At 70.0% G+C, this 12,990-nt stretch carries 10 protein-coding genes; 6 read left to right on the top strand and 4 right to left on the bottom strand.

Translation table 11 applies throughout. The features are described 5' to 3' along the window. Window positions 1–37 precede the first annotated feature (37 nt). On the bottom strand, window positions 38–826 hold the full coding sequence (locus WFJ17_RS07115; RefSeq protein WP_336648043.1) for a PDC sensor domain-containing protein: 789 nt from the start codon (window positions 824–826) through the stop codon (window positions 38–40). 26 nt (window positions 827–852) lie between these two features. Next, window positions 853–1,629: a FadR/GntR family transcriptional regulator gene (locus tag WFJ17_RS07110; protein WP_251439402.1), complete on the bottom strand. Its 777-nt coding sequence runs from the start codon at window positions 1,627–1,629 to the stop codon at window positions 853–855. A 120-nt stretch (window positions 1,630–1,749) separates the two neighbouring features. On the opposite strand from WFJ17_RS07110, the gene WFJ17_RS07105 reads away from it, so the two are divergent. The 6 genes from WFJ17_RS07105 (at window position 1,750) to WFJ17_RS07080 (ending at window position 9,685) form a co-directional block, all read left to right on the top strand. Beyond that, window positions 1,750–2,832 carry an ABC transporter ATP-binding protein gene (locus WFJ17_RS07105; protein ID WP_292880492.1) on the top strand — a complete coding sequence of 361 codons (1,083 nt, stop codon included), beginning with the start codon at window positions 1,750–1,752 and terminating at the stop codon, window positions 2,830–2,832. A 42-nt stretch (window positions 2,833–2,874) separates the two neighbouring features. Continuing rightward, entirely contained in the window at window positions 2,875–4,053 is a 1,179-nt protein-coding gene (locus tag WFJ17_RS07100; protein ID WP_251448473.1) for an ABC transporter substrate-binding protein, read from the top strand. A gap of 63 nt (window positions 4,054–4,116) precedes the next feature. Further along, the gene (locus tag WFJ17_RS07095; RefSeq protein WP_251448471.1) at window positions 4,117–5,043 is read left to right on the top strand and encodes an ABC transporter permease; all 927 of its coding nucleotides are present in this window, start codon (window positions 4,117–4,119) and stop codon (window positions 5,041–5,043) included. Window positions 5,044–5,051: 8 nt separating this feature from the next. Next, window positions 5,052–5,852 (top strand): ABC transporter permease, encoded by an 801-nt coding sequence (locus WFJ17_RS07090; RefSeq protein ID WP_251448469.1) that lies wholly within the window; start codon window positions 5,052–5,054, stop codon window positions 5,850–5,852. Between the two features lie 73 nt (window positions 5,853–5,925). Next, window positions 5,926–7,626, top strand: a complete 1,701-nt coding sequence (locus WFJ17_RS07085; protein ID WP_336648042.1) for a long-chain-fatty-acid--CoA ligase — start codon at window positions 5,926–5,928, stop codon at window positions 7,624–7,626. Between the two features lie 142 nt (window positions 7,627–7,768). Then, entirely contained in the window at window positions 7,769–9,685 is a 1,917-nt protein-coding gene (locus WFJ17_RS07080; RefSeq protein WP_251448488.1) for a DEAD/DEAH box helicase, read from the top strand. Window positions 9,686–9,868: 183 nt separating this feature from the next. On the opposite strand, the gene WFJ17_RS07075 is transcribed toward WFJ17_RS07080, so the two are convergent. Beyond that, the gene (locus WFJ17_RS07075; RefSeq protein WP_336648041.1) at window positions 9,869–10,615 is read right to left on the bottom strand and encodes an ABC transporter permease; all 747 of its coding nucleotides are present in this window, start codon (window positions 10,613–10,615) and stop codon (window positions 9,869–9,871) included. Between the two features lie 24 nt (window positions 10,616–10,639). Beyond that, entirely contained in the window at window positions 10,640–12,958 is a 2,319-nt protein-coding gene (gene ligA / locus WFJ17_RS07070; protein ID WP_251448463.1) for an NAD-dependent DNA ligase LigA, read from the bottom strand. Between the last annotated feature and the right edge of the window lie 32 nt (window positions 12,959–12,990).

Genomic DNA, 12,990 nt, shown 5'->3' with positions numbered 1-12,990 from the left:
CTAGCCAGCGGGCTGTCGCTCCCCCGCCCGGCGTGCCTCAGGTCTGCAGGACGAGGACCAGCGCGGTGTCGCCGCAGCGGGAGACGCGCGTGCCCTCGGTGCCGGCCGCGGACACGGCGCCCTCGCGCAGAGCGGCGAGGGCGCCCTGCACGTCCTCCCCGCGCAGCAGCGAGCCCGTCACGCGATGCGAGTCGCTCGAGGCGACCACGCGCCCCGCGGCGTTCACGATCGTGCCGGTGCCCTCCGCCTCGCGCAGGATCGGCAGGACCACGCGTTCCAGTCTCGACACGTGCACGTCGATGCCGACCACACCGACCATCCGTCCCTCGTGCGCGACCGGAGTCGTCACGGTCACGGTGTAGTCGTCGGTGCACAGGTAGTCGACGTAGGGACCGGTGACGTGACGCTCCCCCGTGCGCTCCGGCACCTTCCACCACTCGAGCTGCCGATAGTCGCGGAACTGGTCCGACTCGGGATCGTTCACGGCCTCCAGCCGGCGTACGCCGCCGCGGTCGCCGCGGTCCAGGCCGTGGATCTCACGCAGCCACCAGGCCAGATGCCAGGGCGCGTCGGCGAAGACGCCCGGCGTCGCGACGAAACCGGATCCGGTGACGAGCCCGCCCGGCGCCTCCAGGGCGGGTCTCGCCAGCGCCTCCATGACGGGGTCCAGGACGGCGGCGGTCGGCGCGGCCCCCTGCGCGGAAAAGGCGCCGAACTGGTCCCGCACCGCGGTGCGCCAGTCCTCGACGAGGGCGAAGAGGGGCGCGAACGTGCCCTCGATGCGCTCGGCGATGCGTGCGTCATGCTCGGCGACAGTGCCGGTCATCTCGCGCTCCTTCTGTGTGTTCGATCTCACGCCCGGGCGGAGGCGACGGCCTCCGCGGCCGTCTCCAGCCGGGACTTCTCATCGAGCAGCCACTCGACACCGCCCGTGATGCGGCGGACGGCGATCGCTCGCGCGCCCGCGGTGTCGGCGGCGCCGATCGCATCGACCTGCGCCTGCCGTGCGGCACGGCTGCGCCTGCGGTTGTCGTCCTCGCGCAGCCCCAGCCAGATCAGCGATCCGATCTCCGCCTGCAGGCGCAGCTCTTCGCGCACGAGACGCGGCGACTGGCTGAGAGCCGCGATCTCGAGCTGGAACCGCGCAACGGCGCGTCGTGCCCCGCCCGCCGTGGAGAGGTCCTCCTGCTCCTCGAGCTCGCGCAGGCCCAGGACATCGTCCTCCCCGGCACGATCGGCCGCGAGTTCGGCGGCCATGCCGGCGATCGCCGCGTAGTGCGTGGACGCGTCCCGCAGCTCGACCCGGCTGACCGCCCTGATGCGCTCGTCGGTGAACCGGCGGGCGGTGTCGGGATCGAAGGTGACGAAGCTGCCGCCGTCGCGGCCGCGCCGCGTCTCGATGAGGCCGGCGTCGCGCAGGGCTTCGAGCGCCTCCCGGGCGGTGACGACGGCGACGCCGAGCCGGCGTCCCAGCTGCGATTCGCTGGGCAGTCTCTCGCCGTCGTGCAGGACTCCCGAGGTGATCGCGTCCTGCAGCCGGCGCTCCACGATCTCCGCGCGGCCGACGTCGGACAGGGGCGCGAAGACGGCCGATCGCGCGGGATCCACGCCTGCCGACACCTGTGCCACGCCGCTCTCCTCTCGGGGCTGTGAGACGAAGGTAACACGCCGGTTGACAAAATCCTCTGTTCCCATATGATTCCAAACATCTACTAACAGAGGATTAGTCCTCGCATCGAAGGAGATGTGATGGCCGACAAGCCCGTCGCGATCAGATTGACCGGACTCACGCGTGCGTTCGGGTCTGTGACTGCTGTGGATGGTGTGGATCTGGAGATCGCGGAGGGGGAGTTCTTCTCGATGCTGGGTCCTTCGGGGTCGGGGAAGACGACCGTGCTGCGGTTGATCGCGGGGTTCGAGCAGCCCACGGCCGGCACGGTGGAGTTGTTCGGGGAGGATGTGACGACGAGGGCGCCGTTCGATCGGGATGTGAACACGGTGTTCCAGGATTACGCGTTGTTCCCGCATATGAGCGTGCTGGACAACGTGGCGTACGGGTTGCGGGTGCGTGGTGTCCGTGCGAAGGAACGGCGGGAGCGTGCGCGGAGGGCGCTGGCGAGTGTGCGTCTGGAGCATGTCGCCGATCGCAGGCCCAGCCAGCTCTCCGGGGGGCAGCGGCAGCGGGTCGCGCTGGCGCGTGCGACGGTCGTGGAGCCGAAGGTGCTGCTGCTGGATGAGCCTCTGGGGGCGTTGGATCTGAAGCTGCGGGAGCAGATGCAGGTCGAGTTGAAGCAGATCCAGCGTGATCTGGGGATCACGTTCATCTTCGTGACCCACGATCAGGAGGAGGCGCTGACGCTGTCGGATCGGATCGCGGTGTTCAGCGCGGGACGGATCGAGCAGTTGGGTACCCCGTTCGAGTTGTACGAGAGGCCGGTGTCCCGGTTCGTCGCGGATTTCGTGGGGACCTCGAACCTGTTCGATGACGTGACCAGCGAGGTCGTCCTCGGCCGGGCGGGGCATCATTCCCTGCGTCCGGAGAAGATGCTCGTCGGTGCCGGCCCGTCGACGGAGGCGGGGTCGCGGTCGGCGGCGGGGGTGGTCGCGGAGGCGATCTATCTCGGTTCCGGGGTGCGGCTGGTCGTGGATCTGGACCAGGGGCCGCGGGTCGCGGTGCTACAGCAGAACGCCGGTGGTCGCGCGCACGGGAGCCATGGCGATCGGGTGTTCGTGTCCTGGCGGGACGCGGACGTCGTCGCCCTGGGCGACGCACCCATCGCCGAGCAGAACGACACCCCCTCCCGCACCATCCGCACAGTCGACACGCACTGAACCCTCGCACCACCGAACGCAAGAGAAACAAAGGAGTACTCCATGCGAAAGAACACCCTCACGGCCTTCGCGGCCGTCGGCCTCGCCACGGCGGTGATCGCCGCACTCACGGGCTGCGGCACCGCAGGATCCGGTGGCGGCGGCGCCGCGTCGGGCCCGATCGAGAAGCTCGGCAAGACCGAGGGCGCGGTCAAGATCCTCGCCTGGCCCGGTTATGTGGAGGACGGATCGAACGATCCGAACGTCGACTGGGTCTCCGACTTCACGAAGGCGACCGGCTGCAAGGTCGAGGCGAAGACCTTCGGGACCTCGGACGAGGCGCTGAACCTCATGAAGACCGGCGACTACGACGTGGTCTCCGCGTCGGGCGACGCGTCGCTGCGCCTCATCGCCTCGGGCGACGTGGTCGAGGTCAACACCAAGCTGCTGAAGAACTACGACGGCATCTTCCCGTTCCTCAAGGACCGCGCCTGGAACACGGTCGACGGAAAGCACTACGGCGTCCCGCACGGCTACGGCGCGAATCTGCTCATGTACAACACCGAGACGTTCCCGACCGCGCCCACCTCCTGGGACGTCGTCTTCGACAAGGCGTCCGAGCACAAGGGCAAGATCACGGCTTACGACTCCCCCATCTACATCGCCGACGCCGCCGTCTACCTCATGGCGCACAAGCCGGAGCTGAAGATCACCAACCCCTACGCGCTGGACCAGAAGCAGTTCGACGCCGCCGTCGACCTGCTCAAGGAGCAGCGTCCCAACATCAGCGAGTACTGGGGCGACTACCTCAAGGAGGTGCAGTCGTTCCAGTCGGGCGACAGCGTGGCCGGCACCACCTGGCAGGTGATCCAGAACACGCTCGAGGGCGAAGGCGCCAAGACCGCCGTCGTGCTTCCGAGCGAGGGAGCCACCGGCTGGAGCGACACCTGGATGATCTCGTCGAAGGCGAAGAACCCGAACTGCGCGTACGCGTGGCTCGACTACATCTCCAGCCCGAAGGCGAACGCCCAGGCCACCGCGTTCTTCGGCGAAGCGCCTTCCAGCGAGAAGGCGTGCGACTACCGCGACGACTGCGCCTCGTACCACGCGGGCGACGCCGACTACGCGAAGAAGATCTGGTACTGGACCACCCCGATCGCGAAGTGCCTCGACGGCCGCACCGACGTGAAGTGCATCGACTACGCGGGCTGGACCACGGCCTGGCAGCAGATCCGGAACTGATCGGATCCGGTCGCCCGGGGCTCATGCTCCGGGCGACCGGGACCGGGACCCGAAAGGCCCGTCATGACCACCATCGCACCGGCGAAGACGCCGCCGCGCTCGTCGATCCCGTCGCCCCGCCGCTCCGCGGCGCGACGCGGATCCGTCTACCTCTCCGCGCACCCGCGCGCCCGTCTCGCCCTGCTCCTGTCGGCCCCTTTGTTCTGGCTCGGGGCGGTCTACGTCGTCGCCCTGGCCCTGCTGCTCGTGACGGCGTTCTGGACCACCGACACCTACACCGGCCAGATCCGCACCGAGTTCACCTTCGACAACGTGGTGACCGTCGTGACGGATGCGTTCTACCAGGGCATCACGCTGCGCACCGTGGGGATCGCTCTCGCCGTGACCCTCATCGACGTGGCCCTCGCCCTGCCCATCGCCTACTTCATGGCGATGGTGGCCTCCCCTGCCCTGCAGCGCGCGCTCGTCGTGCTCGTGCTGACCCCGCTCTGGGCCTCGTACCTCGTCAAGGCCTTCGCCTGGCGGTCGGTGCTCTCCAGCGACGGGATCCTGGACTGGCTGCTGCGTCCCTTCGGCGGGAGCACCCCCGGCTACGGCATCACGGCGACCATCATCACGCTGTCCTACCTGTGGCTGCCGTACGTCATCCTGCCCATCTACGCGGGTCTCGAGCGGGTGCCGAGCTCGCTGCTCGAAGCCTCGGGCGACCTGGGCGGACGCAGCTGGGCCACGCTGCGGCTGGTCGTGTGGCCGATGGCCCTGCCCGCGATCATCGCCGGCACGATCTTCAGCTTCTCGCTGTCTCTCGGCGACTACATCACGATCGGCATCGTCGGCGGCGGAGCGCAGATGCTCGGCACGCTCGTCTACCAGGACATCGGCGCGGCGAACAACCTGCCGCTCGCGAGCGCGATCGCCCTCATCCCCATCGTCATCATCTTCGGCTACCTCTTCCTCGTGCGCCGCACCGGCGCCCTGGACAACCTGTAGGAGTCATCGTGCGCATCTCCCTCGGAACCAGGGTCACGCTCGGCGTCGTCACGACCGTGATCCTCGCGGTCGTGTACGTGCCGCTCCTGGTCGTGCTCGTCAACTCGTTCTCCACGTCGTCGTCGCTCACCTGGCCACCTCCCGGATTCACCCTGGAGTGGTGGGGGCGGGCGTTCCGCAGCGACGGCGCCCTCGAGGCCGTCGGCACGAGCGCCCTCGTCGCACTGATCTCATCGGCCCTCGCGCTCATCCTCGGCACGATGCTCTCCTTCGCGCTGCAGCGGTTCTCGTTCTTCGGCCGCAACACCGTGAACCTGCTCGTGATCCTCCCGATCGCGCTGCCCGGCATCATCACCGGCATCGCGCTGAACAACCTGTTCCGCACGATCCTCGGGGTTCCGCTGTCGATCTGGACGGTGATCATCGCGCACACGACGTTCTGCATCGTCACCGTCTTCAACAACGCTGTCGCCCGACTGCGACGCATGGGCACCTCCTTCGAGGAGGCCTCGGCAGACCTCGGAGCCGGCATCTGGACGACGTTCCGGCTCGTCACCTTCCCGCAGCTGCGCTCGGCGCTGCTCACCGGCGGACTGCTCGCGTTCGCGCTGTCCTTCGACGAGATCGTGGTGACGACGTTCACCGCCGGTTCCGGGGTGCGGACGCTCCCGATGTTCATCATCGACAACGTCGCCCGCCCCAACCAGGCGCCGATCGTGTCCGTGATCGCCGTCGTGCTGGTCGTGGTCTCGATCGTCCCGATCGCCCTGGCCCAGAAGCTCTCCGGCAGCGAGCAACAGCGCCGGTGAGGTGCTCCGGGCGGTGCGGAGGGGGTGGCGCCGCCCGGAGCATGTTCGCCGCCCGGCGGCATAGGCTGAGCAGGTGACGACGTTCGTTCCCCCGCGCCCCTGGACCGCCAGCTACGCCGAGGGGGTGCCGGAGGATCTCGCCGAGGTCTCCGGATCCCTCGTCGACATCGTCGAGGCGTCGGCCCGCGACTACCCGGACGCCCCCGCCCTGCAGTTCTTCGGGCGGACGACGTCCTACCGCGACCTGCAGGCCGCGATCGACCGTGCGGCCGCAGGGCTCAAGGCGCTCGGCGTGAAGGCCGGGGATCCGGTGGCGATCGTGCTGCCGAACTGCCCGCAGCACATCGTCGCGTTCTACGCCGTGCTGCGCCTGGGCGCCGTCGCCGTGGAGCACAACCCGCTCTACACGCCGCGCGAGCTGCGCAAGCAGTTCGAGGACCACGGCGCGAAGCACGCGATCGTCTGGAACAAGGTCGTCGCGTCCGTGCAGGAGTTCCCTTCGGATCTCGCCGTCACGAACCTGATCTCGGTCGACGTCACCCGCGCGATGCCCGCGCTCACGCGGTTCGCCCTGCGCCTCCCGGTCGCGAAGGCGCGTGAATCCCGGGAGGCGCTCACCACGCGGGTGCGCGGCACGGTCACCTGGGAGTCCGTCGTCGGATACTCCCCGCTCCCGGCGTCGCACCCGCGGCCGGCGACCGACGACCTCGCGATCATCCAGTACACGTCCGGCACCACGGGCACCCCGAAGGGCGCCTCGCTGACGCACCGCAACCTGCTCGCCAACGCCGCACAGGCGCAGGCGTGGGTCCCGTCGATCACGCGCGGCAACGGCTGCGTCGTCTACGCCGTGCTGCCGATGTTCCACGCCTACGGGCTCACGCTCTGCCTCACCTTCGCGATGTCGATGGGGGCGCGCCTCGTGCTGTTCCCCAAGTTCGACCCGGATCTCGTCCTCGACGTCGTCAAGAAGCACCCGGCGACGTTCCTGCCGCTCGTGCCGCCGATCGCGGACCGCCTGCTCAAGGCCGCGACCGCGAAGGGCGTCTCGCTCGCCGGCATCGAGGTCGCGATCTCGGGCGCGATGGCCCTGCCGCACGAGCTCGTCGTCCCGTTCGAGCAGGCGACCGGAGGGTACCTCGTCGAGGGGTACGGCCTGAGCGAGTGCTCCCCCGTGCTCATGGCGAACCCGGTCGCGGACAACCGCGTCCCGGGAACCGTGGGGCTGCCGCTTCCCGGGACCGAATGCCGTGTCGTGGATCCGGACGAGCCGACGAAGGACGTGGAGCCGGGGCAGCCCGGCGAGCTCGTCGTCCGCGGACCGCAGGTGTTCTCCGGCTATTACGGCAAGCCCGAGGAGACGGAGGCGGTGTTCGCGGACGGCTGGTTCCGCACCGGCGACATCGTCACGATCGACGAGGGCGGGTTCGTGCGCATCGTCGACCGCATCAAGGAGCTCATCATCACCGGCGGCTTCAACGTCGCCCCCACCGAGGTCGAGGGCGCGCTGCGCCAGCACCCGGACGTCATCGACGCCGCGGTCGTGGGACTTCCCAGCGAGCACTCCGGCGAGGAGGTCGTGGCCGCGATCGTGGTGGATCCGGGCACGGACGTCGACGTCGAGGCGATCCGCGAGTTCGCCCGCGGGATCCTCACGCCCTACAAGGTTCCCCGCCGCATCTTCGTCGTCGACGAGCTGCCGACCTCGCTGATCGGCAAGGTGCTGCGCCGCCAGGTCAAGGAGCGTCTGGTCGCGCTGACCACGGGGAACTGACCGGTCCTGTTGTCTCCGATCCCGCGAAAGGCCCGGTCCCGGCCACGGATCGAGCCCTGTGCGGCACCGGCTGCGATCTCCCAGGGCCGGGACGGTACCCTGAGTTGTGACCCGAGACGACGCGACGCCGACCGAGACCCCCATCGACCCCGCTGCGGAGGGCGACGGAACGACCGAAGCGGAAGCGCCGGCGGGCCCCGGCTTCGAAGAGCTCGGCATCACCGGCCCCGTTCTCGCCGCGATCAAGGCGCTCGGCTACGAGACGCCTTCGGCGATCCAGCGCGAGACGATCCCGCTGCTGCTCGGGGGCCGCGACGTGCTCGGCACCGCGCAGACGGGGACGGGGAAGACCGCGGCCTTCGCCCTGCCGATCCTGGAGAACCTCGATCTGCAGCAGCGCAACCCGCAGGCGCTCGTGCTCGCCCCCACCCGCGAACTCGCCCTGCAGGTCGCGGAGGCGTTCGAGGCCTACGCCGCCCAGCTTCCGGGCGTTCACCTCCTGCCCGTCTACGGCGGACAGGGCTACGGCGTGCAGCTGTCGGCGCTCCGTCGCGGCGTGCACATCGTCGTGGGCACCCCGGGCCGCATCATGGACCACCTCGCCAAGGGCACGCTCGACCTGTCCGAGCTCAAGAACCTGGTGCTCGACGAAGCCGACGAGATGCTCAAGATGGGCTTCGCAGAGGACGTGGAGCAGATCCTCGCGCAGACTCCCGAGGACAAGCAGGTCGCGCTGTTCTCCGCGACCATGCCCGCGACGATCCGCCGGCTCGCCCAGCAGTACCTGCACGACCCCGAGGAGATCTCGGTCAAGGGCAAGACGACCACCAACGCGAACATCACGCAGCGCTACCTCGTCGTCTCGTATGCGCAGAAGGTCGACGCGCTCACCCGGATCCTCGAGGTGGAGAACTTCGAGGGCATGATCGTGTTCGTCCGCACCAAGAACGAGACAGAGACGCTGGCCGAGAAGCTCCGCGCCCGTGGCTACTCCGCCGCGGCGATCAACGGCGACATCCCGCAGCCGATGCGCGAGCGCACCGTCGGCCAGCTCAAGGACGGCAAGCTCGACATCCTCGTGGCGACCGACGTCGCGGCGCGCGGGCTCGACGTCGAGCGGATCAGCCACGTCGTGAACTTCGACATCCCCACCGACACCGAGTCGTACGTGCACCGCATCGGCCGCACCGGTCGCGCGGGGCGCAGCGGTGACGCGATCAGCTTCATCACGCCGCGCGAACGCTACCTGCTCAAGCACATCGAGCGCGCCACGCGGCAGCAGCCCACCCAGATGCAGCTCCCGACGACCGAGGACGTGAACAGCACCCGCCTCGCGCGCTTCGACGATGCGATCACCGCGGCGCTGGAGGAGACGGGGCGGATCGAAGGCTTCCGCGACATCATCGCCCACTACGTGCGCCACCACGACGTGCCCGAGGCCGACGTCGCCGCGGCGCTCGCGGTCGTCGCGCAGGGCGAGACGCCGTTGCTGCTCGACCCCGAGAACGACGCGCTGTCCGCCGCCGTGGCCGCCGACAACCGCCCGCCTCGGACGGACCGCCCCGAGCGCTCGGGAGGTCGCGACGCGCGTGATCGCGACGACCGCGGTGCCCGGCCCGAGCGGCGCAGCCGCGGCGACTACACGCCGTATCGGATCGAGGTGGGCCGCCGCCACCGCGTCGAGCCCCGGCAGATCGTCGGCGCGCTGGCGAACGAGGGCGGGCTCGGTCGCGACGACTTCGGCGCGATCACGATCCGTCCCGACTTCTCCATCGTGGAGCTGCCGGCGAACCTCGACGCATCGGTGCTGGATCGCCTGCGCGACACCCGGATCTCGGGCCGCCTCATCGAGATCCAGCGCGACTCCGGTCGCCCGAACCGTGGACCCCGCCGGGACGACCGCGGCGGTGACCGCGGCTACGGCGACCGTCCGCGTCGCTCGTACGAGGGCGGATCCGGGGATCGCGGCTACGGTGACCGCCCGCGTCGCGACGACCGCCCGCGCGATGACCGGCGCACCGACGAGCGGCCCCCGCGCAAGCCGCGTCATAAGGACTGAGCATTCCCGTGCGCCCGGCGTTCTCGCCGGGCGCACGGCGAGTTTCCGAGCGCACGGACCTCGATGCGCGGTTCCCCCGGGCGCGGTGCCGAGTGCACGACGAGCTGCCGATGACACGGCACGTTGACGCGAAGGACCCGTGCACTCGGCACGATCCCGTGCATTCGGCACGATCTCGTGCTCTTAAGCCGCGATGACCGGCTTGGTGCGCACCGGGCCGAGCCAAGTGGCGATGAGCACGGCGGTGACGGATCCGGCTGCCATGATCGCCGCGAGCACCACGATCTGGAAGCGCCCCGCGTCGAGCGGTGACAGGCCGCCGAAGATCGCGCCGACGAAGGCACCCGGCAGCACGACGAGACCCGTTGTCTTGGTCTGATCGATCGACGGGATGAGGGACTCCCGGACGGCCCTTCGAGCGAGTTCGAGTGTGGAGCGCCGCGGTGTTGCGCCGAGCGCCAGCCACCCCTCGACCTCCTCCCAGCGGTCGACGACCGAGGCGGTGAACCGGCGCCCGGCGAGCGTGGCGATGCTCATGGAGTTGCCGATGAGGATCGCCCCGATCGCGAGGAGATAGCGCGGTGTCGGCTGCAGGGCGCCCGTCGCGAAGACGGTGCCGATCGACACCACCGCGCCCGCGCCGATCGACGTCGCCATCACGAGCACACTGCGGGCGCCGCCCGTGCGACGCACGGCGACGCCCGTCGCGATGCCGAACATCACCAGCAGGGCGACGCCGATCCACGCAGGTTGTGAGACGATCCCCGTCAGGATCACGCTGATCACCGCGAGCTGCACCGCGCCCCGGATGACCGCGAGCGCCGGCGTCCACCGTCCGGGCACGCGGAAGAGCAGCAGAGCCGCCGTCGCGACGGCGGCGAGGACGAGCACCCCGATCACGGTCGGGAGCAGGTCGATTCCACCCGTCATGCCGACTCCTCCCCAGTTCGCGCCTCAGGCGTCGAGCGCGTCCGGCCCCTCCGTCACGAGGATATGGAACTGTGCCGCGTCGAGGATCCGGACACCCAGTTCCTCCGCCTTCGCGAGCTTCGACCCCGCCCCAGGCCCGGCCGCGACGAAGTCGGTCTTCTTCGAGACGCTGGATGCCGCCTTGCCGCCCGCCTTGATGATCGCCTCCTGCGCTCCGTCTCGCGTGTAACCGTCGAGCGAGCCGGTCGCGACGACCGTGAGCCCGTCGAGCACGCCCCCCTCGACGACGGCGGCCCCCGGACCGGGATGACCCGGTGTGGCCCACTGCACCCCCGCGTCGGCCCAGCGCTGCACGATCTCCTGGTGCCAGTCCACTTCGAACCAGTCCGACAGGGACTCGGCGATGATGCCGCCCACGCCCTCCACCGCCGCGAGCTCCTCGACGGAGGCGGCGCGGATCGCATCCAAGGATCCGAAGAACTGCGCGAGCGCGCGGGCCGCGACCGGCCCGACGTGCCGGATGTTGAGCGAGACGAGAAGACGCCACAGCTCCTTGGTCTTCGCCTTCTCCAGCTCCGCCAGGAGCTTGACGGCCTGCGACGACGGCTGGGGGACGGTGATCCCGTTCTTCTTCTCGGCCGCGGTCGCGTTGCGGCGGAACGGCGCGCGGGTCTTGACGATCCCGTCCTCGTCCTCCTTCGGAAGGCCCGTCTCGGCGTCGCGGACGAGCACCTCGATCGGCACGAGCTGCTCGAGCGTGAGCGTGAACAGCCCCGCCTCGGTCTCCAGCGGCGGCACGGCGGGGTGGCTCGGCTGGGTAAGCGCGGCCGCGGTGACCTCGCCGAGCGCCTCGACGTCGAGCGCGCCACGGGATCCGATGTGCTCGACACGGCCGCGCACCTGCGCGGGGCAGGAGCGCGTGTTCGGGCAGCGCAGATCGATGTCCCCCTCCTTGGCAGGGGCGAGGATCGAGCCGCACTCCGGGCAGCGCTCGGGCATCACGAACTCCCGCTCGGTGCCGTCACGACGTTCGACGACGGGCCCGAGCACCTCCGGGATCACGTCGCCGGCCTTGCGGAGCACGACCGTGTCGCCGATGAGCACGCCCTTGGCCTTCACCACGTCCTTGTTGTGCAGCGTCGCCTGACGCACCACGCTGCCGGCGACGTGCGCCGGAGCCATGACGGCGAACGGCGTGGCGCGCCCGGTGCGTCCGACCGAGACGACGATGTCGAGGAGCGTGGTCTGCACCTCCTCCGGCGGGTACTTGTAGGCGATGGCCCAGCGCGGCGCACGGCTGGTGGCGCCGAGCTCGTCGTGCAGGTCGAGCTCGTCGACCTTCACGACGATGCCGTCCAGCTCGTGCTCGATGTCGTGCCGGTGCTCGCCGAAGTACGCGACGAAGTCGGCGACCTCGTCGATCGTGGCGCAGACCTTCGTGTGCGGGCTCGTGGGCAGGCCCCATTCGTCCAGCAGCTCGTACACCTGGCTCTGCGCCGCGACGGGCGGATCCTGCCATGCTCCGATGCCGTGCACATACAGGGCGAGGGAGTCGACGCGGAGCAGCCCTGCCTCGAGCTCCATGCCGTCCTTCTTGTCCAGCTGCTGACGGAGGCCGCCGCTGGCCGCGTTGCGCGGGTTCGCGAAGGACGGGAAGCGCCGGGCGGCGGCCGTGCGCGCCTTCTCCTCGTCGAACGGCTTCTTGGCGCCGGTGCGCGCCTCCCACCGCTCCAGCGCCTCGGCGTAGGCCCGGTCTCGGAACGCGGCCTGCGCGGCGTTCAGACGCTCGAAGGCGGCGACCGGGATGAACACCTCCCCGCGCACCTCGACGATCGGAGGGTGCCCCGTTCCGCTCAGGCGCTCGGGGATCCCGGCGACGCGCAGCGCGTTCTCGGTGACGATCTCTCCGACGCGCCCGTCGCCGCGGGTCGCCGCCGACGTGAGCACGCCGTTCTCGTAGCGCAGGTTGATCGCGAGGCCGTCGATCTTGAGTTCGGTGAGCCAGGCCACCTCACGACCCGCCGCGGCGCGCGTCTTCGCGGCCCACTCCCGCAGCTCTTCGAGCGAGAACACGTTGTCGAGGCTGAGCATGCGCTCGGCGTGCTCGATGGTCTGCAGCCCCGTGGCCTCGGCGGCTCCCACCATCTGTGTCGGCGAGTCCTGGCCCTGAAGCTCGGGGTGCACGCGCTCGAGCTCTTCGAGCCGGTGCATCCAGCCGTCATAGGTGGCATCGTCGACGAGCGAGGTGTCGCGCCCGTAGTACGCGTCCTTCGCCTCCAGGATGCGGGTCGTCAGCTCCTCGGCCTCGACGCGGGCGGCTTGCAGCGAGATGTTCTCCGGCACCCCTGAAGTCTACGAGCGGGCGCCGACATCCG

The sequence above is a fragment of the Microbacterium sp. MMO-10 genome, assembly GCF_037148715.1.
Lineage (GTDB): Bacteria > Actinomycetota > Actinomycetes > Actinomycetales > Microbacteriaceae > Microbacterium.
The sequence above is the reverse complement of the archived record's forward strand: the minus strand, read 5'-3'. Positions and strand labels throughout refer to the sequence as shown.

Excerpts from the sequence above, each read along its gene's own strand:
- WFJ17_RS07115 (WP_336648043.1), bottom strand. The coding sequence starts at position 826 with ATGACCGGCACTGTCGCCGAGCATGACGCACGCATCGCCGAGCGCATC.
- WFJ17_RS07100 (WP_251448473.1), top strand. The coding sequence starts at position 2,875 with ATGCGAAAGAACACCCTCACGGCCTTCGCGGCCGTCGGCCTCGCCACG.
- WFJ17_RS07075 (WP_336648041.1), bottom strand. The coding sequence starts at position 10,615 with ATGACGGGTGGAATCGACCTGCTCCCGACCGTGATCGGGGTGCTCGTC.
- WFJ17_RS07095 (WP_251448471.1), top strand. The coding sequence starts at position 4,117 with ATGACCACCATCGCACCGGCGAAGACGCCGCCGCGCTCGTCGATCCCG.
- WFJ17_RS07105 (WP_292880492.1), top strand. The coding sequence starts at position 1,750 with ATGGCCGACAAGCCCGTCGCGATCAGATTGACCGGACTCACGCGTGCG.